We start from the raw sequence: 22,336 nt of genomic DNA on the forward strand, positions 1-22,336 counted from the left end.
ATCAATCACGTCCGGGCTGACGCGCAGCGCCTGCCTCATCGTGAAGGCGGCTCGGCGCAGGTCATGCGGCGTCCATTCGCCGTTCTTGCCATCAGCCAGCACCAGCGAGTCATTGTTCCTGCGGTGTCGGAGAAAAATTCGCAACCTTCTCAAAGTGCCGCACTGCCGATCAACCCCAAGTTCGCCTTGAGCATGTCAAACACCTTGCGGGTACGCGGACTGATGACGTTCTTGCGGATGAACAAGTGGTAGGCCAAGTCGGGAAGGCGGGGTAGACCGTCATTTTCGCCCAGCACGCGCAGGTCCGCACCCACCAGCTCGACACCGCGCGCAGTCACGCCCAAGCCGGCACGCAGAGCAGCCTTGATACCTATCAAGCTCGAGGCGGTGTAGCTGGCCGTCCAGCGGATCCCGGCGGCGTCCAGCGCCTCACGTGCCATCTTGTGGAACACGCTGGGTCCTTCCACCAGGATCAGCGGCAGCGGCTTGACGCGGTCATGCACATAGTTGGCCGAACACAGCCACACGGTTGGCGATGTGCGCAACACCACGCCCTCCAGCGTGGCGTCGTGGCGGTTGGAGATCGTCATGTCGATCTCTCCGCGCTTGAGCGACTCCATGAGGAAGGGGCTTCGGCCCACTTGGATGTCCAACTGCAGCAGCGGTGAAGCGCGCGCCACCTGTGCCAGTAGCGGTGGCAGCATGGTGTCGGCCACGTCGTGCGGTGCACCTATGCGCAGCACGCCTTCGAGGTGGCCCTGCTGCAAGCTGCGCAGAGCCTCGTCATTGATGGTCAATAGGTGCCGCGCATATTCCAGCAGCTTTTGTCCATGTGGCGTCAGGCGTTTGTGGCGTCCGCGCTTTTCAAACAGCGGGCGGCCGATCTGGTCCTCCAGCCGCTGCATTTGCTGCGTCACCGCGGATTGCGTTTTGGACAGGCGCACAGCGGCGGCGGCGAAGCTATCTTGCTCGTCAATGGCCACCAAGGCCCTGAGCAATTCCAGATCCAGGGTGTCCATATATTAATAAGTCTAATGCATTTGCTTTGGCTTCTCGCTTGTTGGGCGTAACTGGTTTGCCTAAAGTAAGTCCAGTCAGGCCTTATTTCACTTAGGAAACCTTCATGAGCGTAGCAGAGCAGCGCAAACAAGCGGTTGCGGACAGCATTCGAAACATTAAAGATTCTGTTGGCAATGGCGAACCCACGCGCGAGTCTCTGGCCGCGGTGCTGGTTGCCCTCAACCAGCTCGCGGCGCGCAAAGAGTTGTGGAGCGCCAGTGAGTTCGCCGCGCCCCAAGGCGGCGAACTGCAGGCTCGCTACCTGATTGCCGAAGACGCTGATCAGAGCTTCGCGCTCTACCTGAATGTCATGCGCCCAGGCAAGCGGATCGTGCCCCACAACCACACCACCTGGGCCTGTATCAGCGCGGTGGAAGGGACCGAGGTCAACCGCCTCTATGAGCGCCAGGACGATGGCTCGGCGCCGGGCAAGGCTCAACTCATGCAGACCGGCTCCATGACGGTAGAACCCGGCACCGGCATCGCGTTGATGCCCGATGACATCCACTCCGTGGAGATCCCGGTCGGCCAGGTCATCCGCCACCTGCACATGTATGGCCGCGCGCTGGAGACGCTGAACGCGCGGACCGCCTACGACATGGAAAAAGGCACCTGCGAGACCATGTCCATCGGCGTGCCGACCCGACGCTCATGAACGCGCCCGACCACGCGCCAACCCTCGCAGTTGCAATGACATCCTGGGTAGAAGCGGCCACGCTCAAGGCCTGGCTGCACGACGGGCGCGAGATAGCGCTGTTCGATGTGCGCGAGCACGGCCAGTATGGCCAAGCTCACCTGTTTTACGGCATCTCCCTGCCTTATAGCCGGCTGGAGATCGAGGCTCCTCGCCTGGCGCCGCGCAAAAGTGTGCGCCTTGTCGTTCACGATGGCGGAGATGGCGGAGATGGCGGAGATGGCGGAGATGGCGGAGATGGCGTTGCGTTGACAGCTGCGCAGCGCCTGGTAGCGCTGGGTTACACCGATGTCCATGTGCTCCGTGGCGGCACGGCGGGCTGGCAGGCTGCGGGCTTTCCGCTGTTTGCCGGCGTCAATGTTCCATCCAAGACCTTTGGTGAATTGGCCGAGCAGGTCTATCGCACGCCACATGTCGGCGCGAATGATCTGGCGGCGATGCTGGAGCGCAAGGAAGACGTCGTGGTGCTCGACGGACGGCCGTTCACCGAGTTCCAGAAGATGAACATCCCGACGGCCATCAATTGCCCCAACGGCGAGCTGGCCCTGCGCATCCGCAGCCTCGTTCCGAGCGAGAAGACCCGCATCGTGATCAACTGCGCAGGGCGCACGCGCAGCATCATCGGCGCGCAGACGCTGATCAATCTGGGTTTGCCCAACCCGGTGTTCGCGCTGGAGAACGGCACGCAAGGTTGGCACTTGGCCGACCTGGCGTTGGAGCATGGGGGAAGCCGCCGCTACGGCAATGCGGACGAACCCGCCGCAAAAAGCGCCATGCAGGCAGCGGCCAGTGCATTGGCCCGGCGCTTCGAAGTGCCTACAGTCACCGCGGACACCGTGCGCACATGGGCGGTCGATCCGCAGCGCACCTTGTTTTTGTGCGACGTGCGCACGCCCGAAGAATTCGCCAAGGGCAGCCTGCCCGGCGCCCAGCACACGCCGGGCGGCCAACTGATGCAGGCCAACGACCAGTACCTGGGTGTGCGCCATGCCCGGCTGGTGGTGTTCGATTCGGACGGTATTCGTGCCCGTACGGTGGCGAGCTGGTTGCGCCAGATGGGTCATGACGCCAGCGTGCTGGACCAGGGCCTGGATAGCGGACTCGCGCTCCCTCCGGCCGAGATTGCGCCGTTGCCGCCGCTGCCGTCTATCGGCCCGAAGGCTTTGGCTGCGGGTCTGGCCGGGCGCGGCGTGGCCGCCATCGACTTGCGGCCCAGCATGCAGTTTCGCAAGGGGCACATTGCAGGCACGCGTTGGTCGATCCGTCCGCGCCTGACCGCCGCCTTGGCTGGCGAGCAGCGGCCGGTGGTGCTGATTGCGGACGATCCCGCGGTAGCGGGCTGCGCGGCCATTGACCTTGCGGAGCTCGGCCTGCACGCCAGCCTGCTCGAAGGCGGCACGGCGAGTTGGCAAGCAGCGGGGCTGCCACTGCGAGCCGGTGACGGCGCGCTTCCCGACAGCGATTGCATCGATTTCTTGTTCTTCGTCCACGACCGGCACAACGGCAACAAGGAGGCGGCGCGCCAGTACCTCGCCTGGGAGGTCAACCTGGTGGGCCAACTGGACGCGCTGGAACTGAGCGCGTTCCGTTTGCCGCCCGCTCTGCCGCCGCACCCGTCCTCACCTTCCGCTTGATCGCCTGAGTCAACTGCCCTTCACTTCACGGGAGACCGCCATGCTTGCCAAGATCAAACTCACCGCCGCCTCGCTCTGCTGGAGCCTGTGTGCCCTGCAGGGCGCATCAGCCCAGCCCATGCCGCAGGTGGGCGAGTTTCCGAACCAGCCGATCAAGTTCGTGTCCCCGTTTCCGCCTGGTGGCGGCAATGACGCCAGCACGCGTTTCGTGACCAGTCGCCTCCCGGAGATCATTGGCCAGTCCGCTGTGGTGGACAACCGCGCGGGCGCCGGCGGCAACATCGGCGCGAAGGCTGTGGCCGAGGCCAAACCCGACGGCTACACGGTTCTTACGGGACAGGTGTCGCTGATGGCCGTGAATCCCTCGCTCTATGCCGCGCCGGGCTTCGATCCGTTGAAGAACTTTGTGCCCATCACCCAGATCAATGCCGCGCCGTTGGTGCTGGTCGTGGCCAGCAACTCACCGCTCAAAACCATTGCCGATCTGGTCGAAAAAATAAAGGCGCAACCCGGTCGCGTCACCTATGCCACGCCTGGCAATGGCACGCTCTCGCACCTGGTGGGCGTGGTGCTGGAAAAGGACAGCGGGATGACCATGACCCATGTTCCGTACAAGGGCGCAGCCCCGGCGATGACCGACCTGTTGGGTGGCCAGGTGGACCTGCTCATTACCTCCACCGCATCGGTGGCCGGCTCCATCCAAAGCGGCAAGATGCGCGCCTTGGCGGTGACCAGTCCGCGCCGCATCGGTGTGTTCGAGAAGGTGCCCACGCTGGAAGAGCTGGGCTACCGCAACACGACCTTTGAAGACTGGTACGGCTTCTTTGCTCCGGCCGGCACGCCGCCCGATCGCGTTGCCTATCTGAACAGGAGCATCGTTCGAGCACTCAACACGCCCGAAGTCACCAAGCTGATCACCGACGGCGGCAGCGCCGTGGTTGCCAGCAGTTCCGCCGCCTTTGCCGCACAGCTGAAGGATGACATTGCCCGCTGGTCGCGCGTCGTGAAGCTCTCGGGCGCCCGTCTGGACTAGCACCTGCATGAGCAAGCCATTTCTTTCAAACCCAGGGAGCGCAAGCTCTACGTTGACCCGGCTGGTCCACGCCGGCAAGCAGCCGCAGTACGACGGTGGGCGTCCTGTGAACCCACCGCTGGTGCGGGCCAGCACCGTGCTGTTTGAAAGCGTGGCGCAGCAACAGGAGTTGCGCATCAGGCGCGACGGCGAGCGCTTGTTCACCTATGGGGCCCGCGGCACGCCTACGGTGTTCGCGCTCGAAGACCTGGTCTGCGAGTTGGAAGGCGGCTGGCGCGCGCGCCTGTTCCCTACCGGTCTGGCGGCCATCGCCATGGCGCTGCTGTCCTACCTCAAGCCCGGTGATCATGTCCTCATGTCGGACAGCGTCTACGAGCCGGCTCGCAATCTGGCCGACTCCTTTCTCGCGCGGTACAACATCCGCTGCACTTTTTTCGCGGCCGACGGCAGCGATGTCGAAGAGAAGTTCGAGGCTGGTACGCGAATGATCTACGTCGAATGCCCGGGATCGCTGGTCTACGAAATGTGTGACCTGCCTCGCCTGGCCGCGCTGGCGAAGGCACGCGGCGCGTTGCTGGTGGCAGACAACACCTGGGGCTCGGGCTGCCAGTACCGGCCGCTGGCCTTGGGCGCGGACGTGTCCATCATGGCTGCCACAAAATACCTGTCGGGCCACTCTGACGTGATGATGGGCACAGTGGCTACCACGCGCCAGGCCTGGCAGCCAGTGGCGGAATGCTGTGATGCGTTTGGAATGACCGTGAGTCCTGACGATGCCTGGCTGGTGCTGCGAGGCGCGCGTAGTCTGGCCGCCCGCCTGGCCATGCATGAAAACCACGGTCTGCAGGTGGCGCACTGGCTGCAATCGCGTAGCGAAGTTGGCAGGGTGTTCTGCCCGGCCCTTGCCGGCGATCCGGGCCACGCACTGTGGCAGCGGGATTGCAAGGGAAGCAACGGCCTGGTTTCTTTCGAACTTCAGCCGGACTACCGTCGTGATGCGGCCGAACGACTTATCGACAGTCTCGTGTTGTTCGGCATTGGCGCGTCCTGGGGCGGCTATGAAAGCCTGGTCGCGCTCGCAGACATGAATCGCGCCCGCAGTGTGGCTGACTGGTCTGGCTGCGGACAGGTGATCCGGCTCCATGTCGGGCTGGAAGATCCGGCTGACCTGATTGCCGACCTGGCGCAGGGATTTGCCACACTGGCCTCCTGAAGCTTCGACAGCGGTGATCAGCATGTCTGGCGTCCGCGCCCTCACGCACCCCTGGATTGCCGGGACCCGAAGCCTGTGGCCCGGCGTAGCCGCGCCGCTGCTAATCATGCTGGGCGCCACCTTCCTCTCCGAGCATTACGGTGGGCCGCAACTGCTCTACGCGTTGCTGCTCGGACTGGCCTTCCACTTCCTGCATGAGGACGAACGCTGCCGCCCCGGCATCGAGTTCTGCGCCAAATCGCTGCTGCGCATCGGCGTGGCCCTGCTGGGCGCGCGCATCACGCTGTCGCAGATCGGACAACTGGGCGCCGGACCGCTGGCGCTGGCCGTTTTAAGCATTGCCAGCACGATCGTGCTGGGCGCCTGGCTGGCGAGACGGCTGGGCTTGCGGACAGACTTCGGCCTGCTGTGTGGCGCGGCCGTGTCCATCTGCGGCGCGTCGGCCGCGCTTGCCGTGTCGGCGGTGATGCCAAAGTCGCAAGATGGCGAGCGCCACACCTTGGTGGCCGTGGTGGGCGTCACAGGGCTGTCCACCCTCGCCATGGTTGTCTATCCGCTGCTGGCCCAGCAGCTCGGGTTCAGCGACACCAGCGCTGGCATTTTTCTGGGCGGCACCATCCATGACGTTGCACAAGTGGTGGGCGCGGGGCTGATGCTGTCGCATCCCACCGGAGACGTCGCATTGATCGTCAAGCTGGTCCGCGTCACGCTGCTGGTGCCAGTCGTGGCCGCACTGGCCTTCTACTGGCGGCGCAGCAGTGGGTACACAGCAGCAGGCGCGGGCCGGCGGGCGCCGCTACTGCCATTTTTTTTAGTGGGCTTCGTCGCCCTGGTGCTGGTCAACAGTACAGGCTTCGTTACGCCAGAGGTCACTGACGTGTTAGGTCAGGTCTCGCGCACCTGTCTGGTGGTCGCCATTTCGGCACTGGGCATCAAAACCTCATTGGGGGAACTGGTGAAGCTGGGCTGGCGTCCCATGGCGCTGATGATCGTCGCCACTTTGTGGCTTGCTGCCGTCGTGTTGGCCTATCTGTGGGTATTTAGGCCGTGAGTGCCGAACGCAGCCACGGCTCTCCGAATCGGATGAGCGCGCCCCTCAGGCCACCACCATCGGACCTGCACGGGATCAATCTAGAGACCGTCCAAGTCTCGATTGCGAGCCTCTATCGCATCTCGAATATGACTCGGGCGCAGGAGCCTTCGTAGTGCAGTTCGCTCGGTGACAGTGACGCGGTGGATCTTGGACTTGAGCAGGGTGCGAAACATCGCAATAAGACGAGACAGGTGGGGAAGAGGGCAGCAGGCCCCGCTGGCAACATTCAGTTCCGGACCAATGCGCAACAGCGCCGAATGCTGGTGGCGAACCATCAGAAAGAAAATCCCGGGCCAGGTACATTGCGCTGCCGGTCTGGCTAGGGTGAGCGAGATCGACTTGCACGCGGGCGAGGCACTGACCTTGCGCGACGGGATACCCGAACCAGGGCGGCAGGTCAACGCCGGCTCCCCTGTCCGCATGGCGCGAGGGTTGGATCGTCTTCGACGCCACGCCGCTCGGCGTGGCTGCCCCCGCGTTGTTCGTGCAGGCCTGCGAACTGATGACGCAACCCGCCTCGTGCGCATGTTGAAGGCAGGCGCGAGGAAAAGCCGGGGCCCTTCACCAAGCCCAGGTTGCTGGTCCACAACGAACCGGACGCAGGCGTGAATCACCCGCTTCTCGCCATCCCTTGCAGCAGCCGACTCAGATCCCTCTTCCCTCTCGCATTGGCGCCGCGCCACGCCTGCCTCGCCGCCGCGACGAATCGCTCTTCCGCGGGGTCGGGTATGTCGGCGGCCAGATCCGCCCTGTCAAGCCATCCGATCTCGACCTCGCAGTGCCGCTCGATCTGCCTGGCGAGCGTGTCGCCGATGGGGCGTGAACTCTTGATCTGGCTCCACATGCTGGGCGACACCTCGATCTTCTGTGCGAAGGCTTGATCAAGTCCCTTGGCCGGAAGGCCTGTGGCGATGGCCTCTTCAAGAAAGCGCCGATGAAGCATGAGCGCATTGCGGCGACGTGTGACTGTGAGATTGGGCACTGTTCAAAAACAACGACAGAAAAAAAGATTGTCCGAGGTGTTGACGCAGCAGTAAAGACTATTTACAGTTCACTTCATTCGCGGTCTTGGCCGCAAGAATCTACTTACTACTTCTTCGATCACACCACGCAAGCAGGAACCATCGTGAAAGCCAGACTGACCCTCACCAACATTCGACCCGCATCGGGCCGGGCGTTCGTGCGCGTCTCGTTTTGCGGCGACCTCGGCATGCTGCCGTCGAAGCTCCATCAGCGCCCGAACCCCATGCACGCCACGCAAGCGAACTTGTGGGCTGGAGCATATGAGGATCAGGTGCCACCGGGCGGAGGTAGCGCGTAAGCGCGCATCTCCCAAGCGCTCTCAAAGAAGAGGCCCGGACACCGCAAGGTTCCGGGCCTTTTTGTTTTTCAACTTGAGCGGCACGCCGCTCGCAACCTCGCAGCGCCATGCATCGCCATGGACTGCCCTTGTAGTGATCGCGCTGCATGGCACCGCGGCTCAACCCGGTGGGTGCTCCTTAACAATTTGCTGCGAGGCACGGCCGACCACTGGAACGGACCGAAGCCTCGCATCGTGCGGACATGGCTCAGTCGGTAGAGCGCGACCCTCCCAAGGTCGAAGTCCCGGGTTCGAACCCCGGTGTCCGCTCCATTTCGGGTGTGTCTTCACCACACCACCAGGGATCAGCCGCGTGGACGGTCTGGTGGGATGTGCAGGGACGTGGACCACCCCTGTGCAGCGATGTCGACGGGGCAGCGCGCTCGAAGCGCGGCCCATCGCGTGAGGTCACAACCGAAATGGACGCCTTCAGGCCCCGATGACGGAACTGGCATACGTGTCCGCCTTAGAAGCGGAATTCTGGGAGTTCAAATCTCCCCTGGGGCACCAACTTTTTCTCTGGGTGTAGTGTCAATCTGGTAGACGGCCTGCCTTGGAAGCAGGAGGCTGCAGGTTCAAATCCTGCCACTCAGACCATTCATGCTTGTTCATGCGTGTGTAGCTCAACGGCAGAGCACTGGTCTCCAAAACCAGCGGTTGAGGGTTCGACTCCTTCCGCGCGCGCCAACCTTTCGTCTCGTTCGTCTAGTGGCCAAGGACATCGGGCTTTCATCCCGAAGATCGCGGGTTCGCCCCCCGCACGAGACGCCATCTTCAGGCCCTTCAAATCCTTGAGGGTCGGCCAGTCAGCTTTTTTCCGTGTGTGGCGCAGTTGGTAGCGCGCGTGCTTTGGGAGCATGAGGTCGCAGGTTCGAGACCTGCTACACGGACCATACCCGAGCGGGACCGGGCCATGCAGATGGCCCTCCCGCGGAAACCGGCCGCAACGATTGGGCGGCGCCGGAACCCGTCACCGGAAGCTATTTGTTGGGGAGTGGTGCGAGCGGTCCAAGCCGCCTGGTTCTGAGCCAGGATTTCGCCGGTTCGAATCCGGCCTCCCTTGCCAGTTTGTTCCGCTAACTCAGTGGCCAGAGTGCCTCCCTGTCCAGGAGGAAGCCAGGGGTTCGACTCCCCTGCGGAACGCCATCTCATGCCGCCGCGATAGCTCAGTCGGTAGAGCGTCGGATTGAAAGTCCGGGCGTCGAAGGTTCGATCCCTTCTTGCGGCACCACCCCTTTTTCTCTCCTTCCCGCGTTAGCTCAATGGACCAGAGCGCCTGCCTACGAAGCAGGGGGTTGCACGTTCGAGTCGTGCACGTGGGACCACCTTTCACGGATCGTGAGCAGCACCGGCGACTGCAGCGGACTGTAAATCCGCCTCCTCCGGAATACTTCGTTCGACTCGAAGACGATCCACCCGTCGGTCCGTGCGGGCCTGGCCGAACCACATTTTTCTCGGCGCGGTAGCAAAGCGGCCGTGCAACGGATTGCAAATCCGTCCAGCCCGGTTCGACTCCGGGCCGCGCCTCCACCATCGACACCCCGTTAGCTCAGCGAACAGAGCAGCGAGCTCCTACCTCGTGGGTCGGGAGTTTGAATCTCTCACGGGGCACCAGCACCACGTATCACCATCAACCACAGGAGCCACCATGCGCAGACGTACCACCCCGATCCGCACGATCGTCGTGCGGCCAGCCAAGCCGCGCAACCCGGTGATGCTCGCCGTGGTGCAGCGCCTTGCCACCTTCGCCGGCCGCCGGCACGCGGCGGATCTGCGCGCACGCGAGCGTCTCCAACGCATGGACCTCGATCAGCGTGTGCGAGAACTCGGCGAGTGGTGACGGCGATCGACCGCGCAACTTCAGTCCTTCCCGGTAGGTCATTGGGCAGAGCGGCGCACTGTTCATGCACCTGTCAACGTTCGATCCGTGTCCGGGGAGCCAATCCAGCCCTTTAGCTCAGAGGCAGAGCAGTCGGTCGATAACCGACAGGTCGACGTTTCGAAATCGTCAGGGGCTACCAGTCTCATGGTGCGCGTAGCTCAATGGCAGAGCTGCGGGTTGTGGTCCCGCTGACGACGGTTCGATTCCGTTCGTGCACCCCATACCCTCTCCATGGCGGAATCGGCAGACGCGCCAGCCTCAAACCCTGGAGCCTTCGGGCACTGTCCGTTCGAATCGGACTGGAGAGACCAACACCGTCGCGTAGCTCAGTCGGGCCGAGCGCTCGCCTCATAAGCGAGAGGACGGCGGTTCGAGTCCGCCCACGACGACCATTCCACGCGGGCATAGCTCAGCGGCAGAGCAGCCGGCTTTTAACCGGCAGGTCGAGATTTCGAAACTCTCTGCCCGCACCACTCGCCCCAGCGTGCCCTTAGCTCAGCGGACAGAGCGCTGCCCTCCGAAGGCAGAGGTCGGAGATTCGACTTCTCCCGGGCGCACCACCACGAATCAACACAACAGGGAGACCATCATGGAACTCATGAGGAACGTCCAGACCTGGACCGATGGCCTGGAGATCGAATACGAAGCGATCAACCAGATCCGCAACCTCTCGCGGCTGCCGATTTTGGCCGGCCACGTGGCGGTAATGCCCGACGTGCACTTCGGCAAGGGCGCGACGGTGGGATCCGTGATTCCAACGATCGGCGCCATCATTCCGGCGGCTGTCGGTGTGGACATCGGCTGCGGCATGTGTGCGGTGCGCACCGACCTCGTCGCCGGCGACCTGCCGGACAACCTGGCGCCGATTCGTGGCGCGATCGAGTCCATGGTCCCGGTGGGCTTCGCGATCCACGGTCGCGAGCTGAATCCCACGCACGAGGGGCCGCACGGCCGTGTGCTGCGCGATCGTATGGAGGTGCTTTTCAAGCGCTTCGAAGCGTTGGGCATTCTGCCGGTGCTGGGCCAGGTCGATGCGCGCCGGATCTGGAAACAGCTCGGAACGCTGGGCGGCGGAAACCACTTCATCGAGCTTTGCCTCGATGAAGTGGGTGTCGTCTGGGTGATGCTGCACTCCGGGTCGCGCTTCATCGGCAAGACCATCGGCGAAGCGGCGATCGGCATGGCGCGGGAAAGCGCGCATCGTGCCGGCGTGCCGCTTCCGGACCGTGACCTCGCTTGGTTGAGCGAGGGCACGACCGAGTTCGACCGATATGTCGAGGCATTGCGCTGGGCGCAGGACTATGCGGCGCTCAACCGCGACTTGATGCTGTTCCGTGTCATGAACGTGTTGCGGGAGGCATTCGGCCGTCCCATCGGATCGACCAAGGAGGCGATCAACTGCCATCACAACTATGCGAGCGTCGAGGAACACTTTGGCCGGCAAGTGTGGGTGACCCGCAAAGGCGCCGTGAGCGCCCGCGAGGGACAGCTGGGCATCATCCCCGGCTCGATGGGGGCGAAGAGCTTCATCGTGCGCGGCAAGGGCAACCCGGCTTCGTATTGCTCATGCAGTCACGGCGCCGGCCGGCGCATGTCGCGCGGCGCCGCGAAGCGCTTCTTCGACCTCGCGGCGCTGGCCGCCCAGACCGAAGGGGTCGAATGCCGGAAGGACGAAGGAGTGATCGACGAGATCCCCGGTGCCTACAAGGACATCGATGTCGTGATGGCGGCGCAGGCCGATCTCGTCGGCATCGAGCACGCCCTGAAGCAGGTGCTCTGCGTCAAGGGCTGACCGCCGTACTCTGCGGCGGTTTCGACTCAACGGAACCATCGCCGCGAAAGGAGGCGACATGAATGCACACGTTTTGCAACTCGACATCCAGGGAACGCCGCAGGCTTGGATCTCGCTGGAGCAGGCCGCGCTGCATTACGCCAGTGCGTCTGTGGCATGGGAGGACGGTGGGCCGCCGCTGGCGACGCTGCGCGGCGGCTTCAACGTTGCGCGCGGCGTTCAGTCGCGGATCGAGGTGGCGCCGATCATCGCGCTGCGCGGCGCGTCGAAGATCAACCTGTTCGACGTCGTACCGGGCCTGAGCAAGAGCAAGCTGCTGCGCCGCGACCGGCACACCTGCGCCTATTGCGCCGGCGTTTTCCGGGAGCGGGATCTGCAGTGCGAGCATGTCATGCCGCAATCGCGCGGCGGGCTCTGGTCATGGACCAACCTGGTGGCCGCCTGCGGAGTGTGCAACAACCGCAAGGCTGCGCGCACGCCGGAGGAGGCGGATATGCCGCTGGTCTATCTGCCCTACGTGCCGAGCCGCTTCGAAGACTTTCTGCTCGAGGGCAGGAACATTCGGGCGGATGTGCACGAGTGGCTGGCGAGGCGGCTGCCGAAGGGGTCGCGGCTCCATTGAGTTCGGGCCTTCTCAGGTACGGCCAGATCAGAAGGGCGCCTCGAGGGTCGTAACACGCTTTACACGCTGCTCGTGTTCATCGATGACGCCACCAGCCGATTGATGCAGCTGCACTTCGTGCCTACCGAATCATCCTTCGCGTACTTCGAAGCCACGCGCGCCCATCTCGAGCAGCACGGCAAGCCGGTGGCGTTCCACAGCGACAAGGCCAGCATCTTCCGCTCGACGCAAGTCTCTACCGACTTCGGCCGCGGCACCACGCAATACGGCCGCGCGCTGTTCGAGCTGAATCGACATCTGGTGCGCCAACTCGAGCCAGGCCGAGGGCCGTGTGGAGCGCGCCAACCTGACCTTGCAGGATCGCCTGGTGAAGGAGCTGCGCCTGCGCGAGATCAACGCGCGCGAGGCGACCAACGCCTTTGCGCCGCATTTCATCGCCGACTTCAACACCTTTGCGAAGCCACCTAAGCGGGACTTTGATGCCCATCGAGCGGTGCGCGCTGATGAAGATCTGGATCTGATCTTCACCTGGCGGCTGCAGCGCAAGGTGTCACTGTCGCTCACGCTGCAGCGCAAGCGGGCAATCCGAAGTCGCATCCCTCTCGTCCCTTCTCCCCTCGGATTTGCTTCGAGATCGCCCCTCGATTTGCGTAGATCGTTCGCGCTAGACCGTCTTGAGAATGGTCGGCGGGTAGTGCCCTTCCTAGACTTCGTCGACTGGGGATGAGGCACGTCCCCAGGTTAGGCCATTTCGGTGTGACCGGCCACCTCCTTATGCAGAGGGCTCGACGCGGTGCAGAACTAACATGAAAGTTCGCAACTCTTCCGATGGTGTCGACGATGCGCCGCACAGCCTGTCGCTGCGGCCGCTGGCTGTGGCACTGCTGTACCTGGGTCTCACGCCGACCGTGGCGCAGACGCTGCCAACCGGCTTCAGCGCCATCGCGGGCAGCTTGAGCGTCGCCCAGCCGAACGCTGCCACGATGAACATTCACCAAAGCACTACCCGAGGCATCGCGCAATGGAGCACCTTTTCCATCGGCGCCGGCGCGACGGTCAACGTCGTGCAGCCGGGGGTGAGCAGCGTCCTGCTCAATCGCGTGGTGGGCAACGAGCTGTCGACCATCGCGGGCAGCCTGCGGGCCAACGGGCAGGTGTTCCTCGTCAATCCGAACGGCGTGCTTTTCAGCAAGGGATCGTCGGTCACCGTCGGCGGCCTGGTGGCGTCGACGCTGGACATCTCGAACGCCAACTTCATGGCGGGCAAACAGCTCGTGTTCGAGCGCATGGACGCCAACCAGGCCACGGTCGTGAATGCGGGCAGCATCACCGCGAGCGAGGGGGGCACCGTGGCGCTGGTCGGCGCGCAGGTTCGCAACGAGGGCTCGATCGATGTCGCGCGCGGCTCGATCGGCCTGCTGTCGGGCCGCAAGGTCACGATGGATTTCGATGGCGACGGGCTGACCACCTTCCGCGTCGCGGCAGATGCGCTCGGCAGCGCGGCCTCGGTCGAGAACGCGGCGACGGGCCAACTCACCGCCGACGGCGGGCGCGTGGTGATGGTGGCCGATGCGGCGTCGATCGGCGTGCGCGTGGTCAATCAGCAGGGCACGGTGCGCGCGCGTTCGCTGTCGCAGCGCAACGGCGAGATCGTGCTGGGGGGCGGATCGGCCAACGACGTGCATGTCACGGGTGTGCTCGACGTCACCGGCCCGTCGGCCGGGCAGCGTGGTGGCGGCATCGACATTGCCGCGCAGCGCGTGCTGCTTGATGGCGCCACGCTCGACGCCAGCGGCGCCGCGGGCGGCGGCGACATCAAGATCCACGCGACCGACATGGGCGCCGTCGTCGGCGCTTCGGTGCTGCGCAGCGATGCGACGCAGGAAGGCGATGGAGGACGCATCGTCGCGTTCGGCGACGTCGGCCTGCGGGCATGGGGCCAGTTCTCGGCGCGCGGCGCGGGCGCTTCGGGCGCGGGTGGATTCATCGAAACCTCGGGTGGAGCGTTGGACCTGGCCAACGTGAGCATCGACGCCGGCGCAGCCTCGGGAATCGCGGGCCGGTGGCTGATCGACCCGTTCGACATCGTGGTCCTCCACACGCCCGATGGCGGGCCACCGGCATCGCAGCTGGAGTTTCCCTTCTCGGCCCCCGGGCCCCTGCAATCGGCCGTCTACGACTCGACCATCAACACCGCCCTCCAGGGCGCCAGCGTGACCATCGACACCGGCAAGCAGGCCGCCGGCACGGCCACGGACGGCCAGATCAGCTTCTTCGACAACGTCGCCATCAATTACACGGGCACCGAAGCGCGCACGCTCACCTTCAACGCAGCGCGCGACATCACCTCATCGCCCGCGGCCCCGCCGCAGATCCAGGCGCTCAACGGGCCGCTCAGCGTCAACCTGAACGCCGGCGTGGGCTCGGGCCTGGGCGGCTCGATCCTGTTCTACGGCAGCATCGACACCAAGGGCGGCAATGTTTCCATCAACGCGCCGGCTGCCACCGCTGCCTTCAACAGCAAGGTGGCCACCACGACCACCGGTGCCAACCTGACGGGCGGAAACATCGCGACCCATGGCGGCAACGTCAGCATCGTCGGCCAGGCCCGGGCGCGGGAGTTTGACCCGGGCGTGGTGGTCGGGGTCGCTGCATTCGTCGTCGACCCCAATCCCCCCGCCAGCACGCGTTTCGGCGTCGAGCTCAATAACTACAGCATCGATGCCGGCAGCGGGAACATCTCGGTGCGCGGACAGGGCTTGGCGGCCGAGGGTGCCTTTCCCACCGGCGAACCGACAACCGGCGGCGTGATCCTGCGCAATGGCGCGCAGCTCGTCACCACCAGCGGCAACATCGAGGTGTCGGGCTCGACCAATGCCGTCAACGCGCAGAGCGGCCTGATCATCACGGTCGCCGCCGTGGAGGGGCCCGAGTCCGGCATCAGCACCGGGTCCGGCAACGTGACGCTGCGCGCGCTTGCGCCGGCAACGGTCGATGCCATCGACATCGGCGGGTCCGTCAGCAGCAAGAGCGGAATGATCAATTTGCGTGCGGGTTCGGTCACCACGGGCGGCGGCACCTCGGACGCCAACGCGCAAGCGATCACACTGGGCGGCGCGGGCAACGGCTTCGTCGTCGATGCAATCGAGTTCGATCTTCTGTCTGCTCCGGTGGTGAGTGTCGGCGCTGGCGCCTTCAGCGGCTTCACCGGCAACATCGCGCTGGCCGGGCAGGTCAATTTGCCGGACCGCGTCACGCTCGAGACCCAAGGCGGGTCGATCTTCCTCGGCGCACCTGTCGTGGCGGGCTCGCTCGCGCTGCTCGCGGGCGGCAGCATCACGCAGACGGCGGCCATCACCGCCGACAGCGTCATGGCCAGCAGCGCCAACGGCAGCGTGCGGCTACTGAATGCGAACAACCAGGTCGGCACGCTGGCCGGTTTCGCGAGTAAGGGTGCCTTTGAATTCCTCAACACCGGCGCGCTGACCGTCGGAACGGTCCCTTTCCAGTCTGCCGCGGGGACGCCGGCCTTCGGCATCGGGGTCCAGGCCGTCGACGTCGGCCTGGCGTCCTCGGGCAATCTCACGATTGCGAACAACGTGTTCGCGGCCGAAAGCCTCGGCCTGCTGAGCGCCGGCAGCATTGCGATCGGTGCGGACATCGGCGGCGCCGACGTGCGGCTGGCCGGCGTCAACGGAATCGCGCAGAGTTCCGGCGGCATCGGCGCGACGAGTCTGGTCGCGATCGCACCGGGAGGCGATGTGAGCCTCACTTCGGCCGAGAACAAGGTCGGCACGCTCGCAGGGCGAGCCGCGGGGCGTTTCGACTTCCTCGACGCCGACGGCCTGATCGTCGGCAACATTCCTGTCGTTCCGCCGCCGCCGCAGGACGAACTTCCCGTCTTCGGCACCTTCCCACCTGCTCCCACGCTCGCTTCTGCCCTGCAACAGGTGATCGGCGCGAACGGCGTCACGGCCAACGCAGCGCGCGTGCGGACCGTGAACGGCGACCTGACCATCGCGTCCGGCATCGCCGCCGGCCAGGGCGCCCTGCTGCAAGCCGGCGGGGCCGGCAGCCTGGTCCTGCACGCCGGCGTGCAGGCCAAGGACATGGCACTGCTGGCCGGGGGCAGCGTGCTGCAGTCGGGGCCGGGCGCGGTCGCGGCGACCCAGCTGTTCGCGAGCGGACAAGGTGGCGACGTGACGCTGCTCAACGCGGGGAACTTCGTGGACACCATCGCGGGACGCGCCGGCAACGGCTTCGACTACGCGCAGGCCGGCGCGCTGAAGATCGGCAACTTCGCCGGCACCGATGCCTTGCAGCCGGTGACCGGCAGCGGCATCAGCGGCACCAACGTTCGCATCGAGACTCAGGGCGCCGACCTCACGGTCGAAGGGCCGGTCGCGGCGACCGGCAACGCGGCATTGCAGACAACGGGCACCGGCAATCTGCAACTGGCAGGCGCGGTGAACGCGAACAACCTCGTGCTCGGTGCCGCTGGCAACATCACGCAGATCGTCGGGGTCGGCGGCGCGCCCAAGCCCGGCACTGCGCAGCTCCAGGCGCCGGGCGACACGACGCCGCTGACCGCCTCCAGTCTGCTGGCGGTCTCGAGCACGGGCGACGTGTCGCTGGTCAATCCGAACAACCGCGTCGGCACCATCGCGGGCAGCGCACCCGGCCGCTTCGACTATGCCGACGCCGATGCGCTGACCGTGGGTACCGTCACGGTCTCGGACCGGCAGCAGACGCTGTCCGCCACCGGCATCACGGCGAACACAGTGCGCGTGCGCACCTTCACCGAGGACCTCACGCTGGCGGCCGGAGTGACGTCCACCGAGGCCGACCTGATCGCCGGTGCGCGGTTCCAGAATCCAGCGGGTGCGGGTGCTCCGGGCACCGGCACCTGGCGCATCTGGGCCGACACCTGGGTGGGCGAGAACCGCGGCGGCTTGGTCGGCTCCGGCATCTTCCCCAACTACTACAACTGCAGCTTTGGCGGTCCGTGCGGGGTCACCGTGCTGCCTGGCAGCAACCATTTCATCTATGCGCAGCAGCCAACGCTCACGGTGGAGATCGGCAGCGGGATCCGTCGCGCGGCCTTTCCAAATCCGCCGGTCGGATTCAGGATCGCCGACGGCCTGATCCTTGGCGACAGGGGCGTCGGCGTTACCGGGGTGGTCGACGCGCTCCCGGACGCGTCGCGTCCGCCCGGCACCTACGCCATCGGCGGCCGCTTCGCTTCAGCCGAAGGCTATGCCATCAACGTGGTGCCCGGCCGCTTCGTGATCGAGGACTTCCCGTTGTTCAAGCTGCCGGACGTGGTGCGCGACATGCCCACCACTTGGCTATATGACCGCAACATCGGTCAGCAGGCGCCGATATGCCTCGCGACTGGGCCGCTAGAGGGCGACCGCGCGCAGCAGGGCGCCGACGTGCTCGCGCGCGAATGGTCGCGCGTGCGCTCACGGCCGAACCTAGTGAGCTGCGTCGATACCGAGAAGCGCAACGGCTGCGCGGATTTCTGACGCCACAGCCATGGCTGACCTCCAGTTCCTCATCAAGAGCGATTCGCCGGCCAGCGCCGATTTGATGTTCTGGCGCGTCATCGGGCATGAGGCGCTGGCCCGGCCTTCGATGTACGAACTCACGGTTCTCTCCAAGAACAGGGCGATCGCCGCGGGGGACATCCTAGGCCGGGCGTTCGACGTCACCATGGAGTTCGAGGATGCGGACGGCGGCAAGCACGAACGGCATTGCCACGGGCATGCGGTGCGCTTCACGCGCGCGACGCAGGTCGGTCGCTTCTTCGAGTACCGCATCGTTCTGCGGTCGTGGTTCTGGCTGCTGACCAAGCGCAGCAACTCCCGCATCCTGCAGGAAATGCCTGTGCTCGAGGTCCTTGATGCGGTGTTCGAGGACAGTCCGATCAAGCGCTTCAAGAAGACCAAATCGGACAACGTGATCGGGACGCATGCGCCACACCGCTACTGCGTGCAGTACCAGGAGAGCGACTACTGCTTCCTCTCGCGCCTGATGGAGGAGGAGGGCATCTACTACTGGTTCGACGCCCACGAGAGCCCCGGCACCATGCACCTGTCGGACACGAGCGACATGGCACATGAAAAGCTGCCGGTGACCGACACTTTGACCTTCGCTGCCGAGTCCGGGGGCGAGGCGCGCTTCAACGAGATCGCGCGCTGGGTCAGCATGCATCAGTTCGATACCGGCAAGTTCGCCTCGCGCGACAGCGATTTCAAGGCCATCACCAAGCAACTCAGCGCCGACAAGGGCGATCCCGACACGCATGAGCTCGCAGACCTCGAGACCTTCGAATTTCCGGGCGGCTACTACGACGGCGACGACACCGACAACATCGCACAGGTGCGGCTGGACGAACTGGTCGGCCGTCGCCATCGTCACTGGGCCCTGACCGGCTGGCCTGACGTCGCGGCCGGACGAAGCTTCAAATTCGAAGGCGACCCCGACGGAACGCGCGACGGCGACTACATCATCGCGGCTTGCACATTCGTGGTCAGCCACCCCGGCTACGAGAGCCTGGACATGGTCGAGCCCGAGCGCTCGGTGGGCAGCGTGCTGCAGGAAGCATTGAATGATGATCCCGTCAATGCCGATACGCGCACGGTGCTGGAGGATCTGATCGCCGGCACCCCGACGCTGCGCCTTGGGCCGCGCGGGACAAGCGCGTTTCTGCTGACCGTCATGCCGTCGGAGATGCCGTGGCGGCCGCCACGGCTGACGGCGCGCAGGACCATGCCCGGACCGCAGACGGCGATCGTGGTCGGAAAGCAGGGCGAGGAAATCTGGACCGAGAAGTACGGCCGCGTGAAGGTTCAGTTTCACTGGGACCGGTATGGCAAGCGCGACGAGAACAGCTCCTGCTGGATCCGGGTGTCCCAGCCGTGGGCAGGCAAAGGCTGGGGCTCGGTCAGCATCCCGCGCATCGGGCAAGAGGTCATTGTCGATTTTCTGGAAGGCGATCCGGACCGGCCGATCATTGTCGGCAGGGTCTACAACGACGACAGCATGCCGCCATACTCGTTGCCGGCGGATGGTGTCGTAAGTGGGTTGAAGACCAACACGCACAAAGGCAAGGGATACAACGAGATGTCGATGAACGACACGGCGGGGAAGGAAAAGATCACGATCCACGGGCAGTACGACATGGCGACGACCATCGAGCACGACGACACCCAGCACATCGTCTCTGGCAACCGCAAGATCGACATCGACACCGGCACGCATACCGAGAAAATAAAGGGCGACACGGCAATCACCATCGTCTCGGGCAGTTACAAGCTGGACGTGCAGGGCAACACGCACACGCATCATGTCGCCGGCGCGGTCACGGAGAAGTACGACAGCACCCAGACCACCACCGTGGCCAAGCTGATCAAGATCGAGTCGGCAACCGCTATCCACATGATTGCGGCCGACGAAATCAAGCTGACCAGCGGCGCCAGCACCGTGTTGCTGAAGAAGAATGGATCGATCGAGATCAACGGCGTCAACGTTGCCATCGATGGCTCCGAATCGGTCACGGTGCACGGTGCCTCGGTCACCTCCACCGCCGACAAGGACAACAACACCAACGGCGACATCGTGATGTCGACCGGCACGTCGACCAACACCGTCAAGGGTGGCATGGTCATGCTCAATCCCTGAGATCGCTCAACCCGCACCGGTGCCACATGGCCAGCTTCAAGATCGTTCCCAGCCGCAACGAGCGCGGCGCGTCGATCTTCGCGGTGCTCGTCAAGCAGTCGTACCGCATTGTCGAGAGGCTGCCGCTGCAGCCGATCGAGCCGGCGCGGCCGTTCCTCGAAGTCGACCAGTACTGGGACGACGGAGATCCGACCTGGTCGACAGTCAAGCTCGAGAACGAGCTGGCGCCCTACAAGCTGGCGACCGACGTGGTGGTGATTGGCAAAGCCTACACACCTGGCGGAACGCCGGTCGAACAGATGGATGCGACGGTGCGGGTCGGGCGCTGGGGCAAGACGATCCGGGTGTTTGGCGACCGCCGCTGCATCCACCGCAGGAACCAGGCGCCGCTGTACACCGAGCCGGAGCGCTTCACCGAAATGGAAATCCGGTATGACCGCGCCTACGGCGGCCTCGATGCCAGAAGCCTTGCGGGCATCGAGCTGCACTATCCGCGCAACCCGATGGGCGCCGGCTTCGCGATAAGCAACACGAAGGAAGTGGTCGACGGCCTGCGACTGCCGAATGTCGAGGACCCGAGCGACCTGCTGGTGCCAGAGCGCCTGCTGCTCGGCGATCCCGACCGCTGGAACCGGCAGCCCTTGCCGCAGGGCTTCGGCTATCTGCACAAGACCTGGTATCCGCGTTGCTCTTTCGTCGGCGCGATCCCCGGGTACGTCGACGTGGACGAGGTGATGCGGGAAGAGGAGCTCCACTGGGTGCCCAAGCGGCAGATCGCGCTTTCGCGGGCTTTCAGGCTGCCGAGTTTCGACGTCCGCTTCAACAATGCCGCGTCCTGGGGCCTGATCCTGCCGCGGCTGGCCGGCGACGAGCCGGTGATTGTGGAGGGAATGAGCGAATCCGGCATCTGCAGCTTTCAGCTTCCCGACGACAAGCCGGCCGTTGCGCTCGACATTGGCGGCGGCCCGCAGCAGCTCGAGACGGTGCTGCACACCGTGTGCGTGCGTCTCGAGGAGGGGGAAGTCGACATGATCTGGCGCGGCGCGCAGGAGTATCCCGGCATCGACTGGCTCCCGCACATGAAGGCGCTGCGCGCCGAGGTGTTCTAGATGATGACGAGGACCGCGCCTGCACCCCCCGTGCCTTCGACCCGGGGCAGCGGCCCTGGCCAGGCGGTGCTGCTCCCGGGCCAGACGCCGGATGGACTGCCCGTACTATCGGTGCTGGTCAAGCGCAGCTTCCGCTTCGCGGACCGGCAGCGATGCGTGCGCGCCGACGTCGACCGCAAGCTGGTGTCCGGCGACCAGCATTACATCGATCCGATGAATTCCTCGGTACGCTTCGAAAGCGATTTCGTGCCCTGGAAGCTCGGCACCGATGTCGTGCTGAACGCTCGCGCCTATGCGCCGCAGGGGCGGGCCGTTCAGGAGCTGGTGGCCAGCGTGGCAGTCGGCGACGTGCGCAAGGACGTCTGCGTGGTGGGCGACCGCGTCGCGCACTTCCGTGCGGACGCCGACCCGGTGTTCAGCGAACCCGAGCCCTTCGAGGTGATGGACATCCGCTACGAGCGCGCCTATGGCGGCGTGGACATCTACTCGGACCGCAAGGTCCATTGCATCTACGGACGCAACCATCTGGGCCGCGGCTTCGTGGTGGCCAATTGCAAGGAAGCCGTCGAAGGCCTGCCGCTGCCCAACATCGAGGATCCACTCGACCGCGTCAGCCCGGAGCGGCTGTGCACCGGGCACTTCATGTACTGGGAGCGCCAGCCCATGCCCGAGGGCTTCGGTTGGTTCTCCAAGCATTGGCGGCCGCGCTGCCTGCTGGCCGGTGTATTGCCGGCGGACAAGCCGTATGAAGAGCAGCTGCGCGCCGCCTACAGGCGGCTGATTCCCGATCCGCAGCGTGAGATGTACGACCAGACGCGCCTGCCCGACATGGATTTCCGCTTCTACAGTGGCGCGTCGCGCGGCCTGACGACGCCCTACCTGCACGGCGACGAGGTGATCCGCACCCGGCACCTGTCGCTCGGCGGCGCCCTGGCCTTCCAGCTGCCGGGCGACCGGCCGTCCGTGGCGCTCGACATCGGTTTCGGCCTGACCGAGCCGGAGGTCGTGCTGCAGACCGTGATGATCCGCATGGACGAGCGCGAGGCCGACCTGGTATGGCGCGCCGCAGTGCACTACCCAGGCCCGGACTGGCTGCCGCAAATGCGCAACCTGCGCATGCTGGTCGAGTGAGGGTGCGCGGGCGCGATTTTTCTAAGGA

General features: G+C 65.0%; 15 protein-coding genes, 16 tRNA genes and 1 pseudogene. 30 read left to right on the top strand and 2 right to left on the bottom strand.

Going from position 1 to position 22,336, the window contains the following annotated elements:
- Window positions 1-149: 149 nt before the first annotated feature.
- The gene (locus tag ACSQ9A_RS29445) at window positions 150-1,019 is read right to left on the bottom strand and encodes a LysR substrate-binding domain-containing protein (protein WP_436306478.1); all 870 of its coding nucleotides are present in this window, start codon (window positions 1,017-1,019) and stop codon (window positions 150-152) included.
- 104 nt (window positions 1,020-1,123) lie between these two features.
- Between ACSQ9A_RS29445 and ACSQ9A_RS29450 the strand changes: the two genes are divergently transcribed.
- The 5 genes from ACSQ9A_RS29450 to ACSQ9A_RS29470 are packed head-to-tail and all read left to right on the top strand — an operon-like array spanning window position 1,124 to window position 6,684.
- A complete protein-coding gene (locus tag ACSQ9A_RS29450; RefSeq protein WP_436306479.1) occupies window positions 1,124-1,714 on the top strand; it encodes a hypothetical protein in 591 nt (196 codons plus the stop codon).
- A gap of 35 nt (window positions 1,715-1,749) precedes the next feature.
- Entirely contained in the window at window positions 1,750-3,387 is a 1,638-nt protein-coding gene (locus tag ACSQ9A_RS29455; protein WP_436307729.1) for a rhodanese-like domain-containing protein, read from the top strand.
- 40 nt (window positions 3,388-3,427) lie between these two features.
- Complete coding sequence (locus tag ACSQ9A_RS29460; protein WP_436306480.1) at window positions 3,428-4,420, top strand: Bug family tripartite tricarboxylate transporter substrate binding protein; 993 nt, start codon at window positions 3,428-3,430, stop codon at window positions 4,418-4,420.
- Window positions 4,421-4,427: 7 nt separating this feature from the next.
- A complete protein-coding gene (gene metC / locus ACSQ9A_RS29465) occupies window positions 4,428-5,633 on the top strand; it encodes a cystathionine beta-lyase (protein ID WP_436306481.1) in 1,206 nt (401 codons plus the stop codon).
- A gap of 22 nt (window positions 5,634-5,655) precedes the next feature.
- Window positions 5,656-6,684 carry a YeiH family protein gene (locus ACSQ9A_RS29470; protein ID WP_436307730.1) on the top strand — a complete coding sequence of 343 codons (1,029 nt, stop codon included), beginning with the start codon at window positions 5,656-5,658 and terminating at the stop codon, window positions 6,682-6,684.
- A 652-nt stretch (window positions 6,685-7,336) separates the two neighbouring features.
- Here ACSQ9A_RS29470 and ACSQ9A_RS29475 read toward each other — a convergent pair.
- Window positions 7,337-7,669: a hypothetical protein gene (locus ACSQ9A_RS29475; RefSeq protein WP_436306482.1), complete on the bottom strand. Its 333-nt coding sequence runs from the start codon at window positions 7,667-7,669 to the stop codon at window positions 7,337-7,339.
- On the opposite strand from ACSQ9A_RS29475, the gene ACSQ9A_RS29480 reads away from it, so the two are divergent.
- The 25 genes and pseudogenes from ACSQ9A_RS29480 to ACSQ9A_RS29600 all read left to right on the top strand — a co-directional run bounded on the left by ACSQ9A_RS29480 (window position 7,661) and on the right by ACSQ9A_RS29600 (window position 22,308).
- Window positions 7,661-8,047 (top strand): hypothetical protein, encoded by a 387-nt coding sequence (locus ACSQ9A_RS29480; protein WP_436306483.1) that lies wholly within the window; start codon window positions 7,661-7,663, stop codon window positions 8,045-8,047. The genes ACSQ9A_RS29475 and ACSQ9A_RS29480 overlap by 9 nt on opposite strands.
- A 236-nt stretch (window positions 8,048-8,283) precedes the next feature.
- Window positions 8,284-8,359, top strand: a tRNA-Gly gene (locus ACSQ9A_RS29485).
- A gap of 160 nt (window positions 8,360-8,519) precedes the next feature.
- A tRNA-Leu gene (locus ACSQ9A_RS29490) sits at window positions 8,520-8,596 on the top strand.
- A gap of 9 nt (window positions 8,597-8,605) precedes the next feature.
- A tRNA-Pro gene (locus tag ACSQ9A_RS29495) sits at window positions 8,606-8,683 on the top strand.
- 15 nt (window positions 8,684-8,698) lie between these two features.
- Window positions 8,699-8,773 (top strand) — tRNA-Trp (locus ACSQ9A_RS29500).
- Between the two features lie 7 nt (window positions 8,774-8,780).
- Window positions 8,781-8,857: transfer RNA gene (locus ACSQ9A_RS29505), tRNA-Glu, on the top strand.
- Window positions 8,858-8,903: 46 nt separating this feature from the next.
- Window positions 8,904-8,979 (top strand) — tRNA-Pro (locus ACSQ9A_RS29510).
- 177 nt (window positions 8,980-9,156) lie between these two features.
- A tRNA-Asp gene (locus ACSQ9A_RS29515) sits at window positions 9,157-9,232 on the top strand.
- 9 nt (window positions 9,233-9,241) lie between these two features.
- Window positions 9,242-9,317: transfer RNA gene (locus ACSQ9A_RS29520), tRNA-Phe, on the top strand.
- Window positions 9,318-9,334: 17 nt separating this feature from the next.
- Window positions 9,335-9,411 (top strand) — tRNA-Arg (locus ACSQ9A_RS29525).
- 131 nt (window positions 9,412-9,542) lie between these two features.
- Window positions 9,543-9,616: transfer RNA gene (locus ACSQ9A_RS29530), tRNA-Cys, on the top strand.
- 118 nt (window positions 9,617-9,734) lie between these two features.
- Window positions 9,735-9,926: a short-chain dehydrogenase gene (locus ACSQ9A_RS29535; protein WP_436306484.1), complete on the top strand. Its 192-nt coding sequence runs from the start codon at window positions 9,735-9,737 to the stop codon at window positions 9,924-9,926.
- A 106-nt stretch (window positions 9,927-10,032) separates the two neighbouring features.
- Window positions 10,033-10,107: transfer RNA gene (locus tag ACSQ9A_RS29540), tRNA-Ile, on the top strand.
- An 8-nt stretch (window positions 10,108-10,115) separates the two neighbouring features.
- A tRNA-His gene (locus ACSQ9A_RS29545) sits at window positions 10,116-10,189 on the top strand.
- 4 nt (window positions 10,190-10,193) lie between these two features.
- A tRNA-Leu gene (locus ACSQ9A_RS29550) sits at window positions 10,194-10,279 on the top strand.
- Window positions 10,280-10,283: 4 nt separating this feature from the next.
- Window positions 10,284-10,360: transfer RNA gene (locus tag ACSQ9A_RS29555), tRNA-Met, on the top strand.
- 6 nt (window positions 10,361-10,366) lie between these two features.
- Window positions 10,367-10,441 (top strand) — tRNA-Lys (locus ACSQ9A_RS29560).
- A gap of 11 nt (window positions 10,442-10,452) precedes the next feature.
- Window positions 10,453-10,528: transfer RNA gene (locus ACSQ9A_RS29565), tRNA-Arg, on the top strand.
- A 29-nt stretch (window positions 10,529-10,557) separates the two neighbouring features.
- Window positions 10,558-11,760 carry an RtcB family protein gene (locus ACSQ9A_RS29570; protein WP_436306485.1) on the top strand — a complete coding sequence of 401 codons (1,203 nt, stop codon included), beginning with the start codon at window positions 10,558-10,560 and terminating at the stop codon, window positions 11,758-11,760.
- Between the two features lie 58 nt (window positions 11,761-11,818).
- Window positions 11,819-12,382 carry an HNH endonuclease gene (locus tag ACSQ9A_RS29575; protein ID WP_436306486.1) on the top strand — a complete coding sequence of 188 codons (564 nt, stop codon included), beginning with the start codon at window positions 11,819-11,821 and terminating at the stop codon, window positions 12,380-12,382.
- 42 nt (window positions 12,383-12,424) lie between these two features.
- Window positions 12,425-12,968, top strand: a pseudogene (locus ACSQ9A_RS29580) (ISNCY family transposase); the annotation flags it as partial.
- Between the two features lie 220 nt (window positions 12,969-13,188).
- Window positions 13,189-17,910 carry a beta strand repeat-containing protein gene (locus ACSQ9A_RS29585; RefSeq protein ID WP_436306487.1) on the top strand — a complete coding sequence of 1,574 codons (4,722 nt, stop codon included), beginning with the start codon at window positions 13,189-13,191 and terminating at the stop codon, window positions 17,908-17,910.
- A 10-nt stretch (window positions 17,911-17,920) separates the two neighbouring features.
- Window positions 17,921-20,068, top strand: a complete 2,148-nt coding sequence (locus tag ACSQ9A_RS29590; RefSeq protein WP_436306488.1) for a type VI secretion system Vgr family protein — start codon at window positions 17,921-17,923, stop codon at window positions 20,066-20,068.
- 26 nt (window positions 20,069-20,094) lie between these two features.
- Window positions 20,095-21,177 (top strand): DUF2169 family type VI secretion system accessory protein, encoded by a 1,083-nt coding sequence (locus ACSQ9A_RS29595; protein WP_436306489.1) that lies wholly within the window; start codon window positions 20,095-20,097, stop codon window positions 21,175-21,177.
- Complete coding sequence (locus tag ACSQ9A_RS29600) at window positions 21,178-22,308, top strand: DUF2169 family type VI secretion system accessory protein (protein ID WP_436306490.1); 1,131 nt, start codon at window positions 21,178-21,180, stop codon at window positions 22,306-22,308.
- Window positions 22,309-22,336 lie beyond the last annotated feature (28 nt).

It is taken from the genome of Variovorax sp. LjRoot290 (assembly GCF_964253985.1).
Classification (GTDB): domain Bacteria; phylum Pseudomonadota; class Gammaproteobacteria; order Burkholderiales; family Burkholderiaceae_C; genus Variovorax.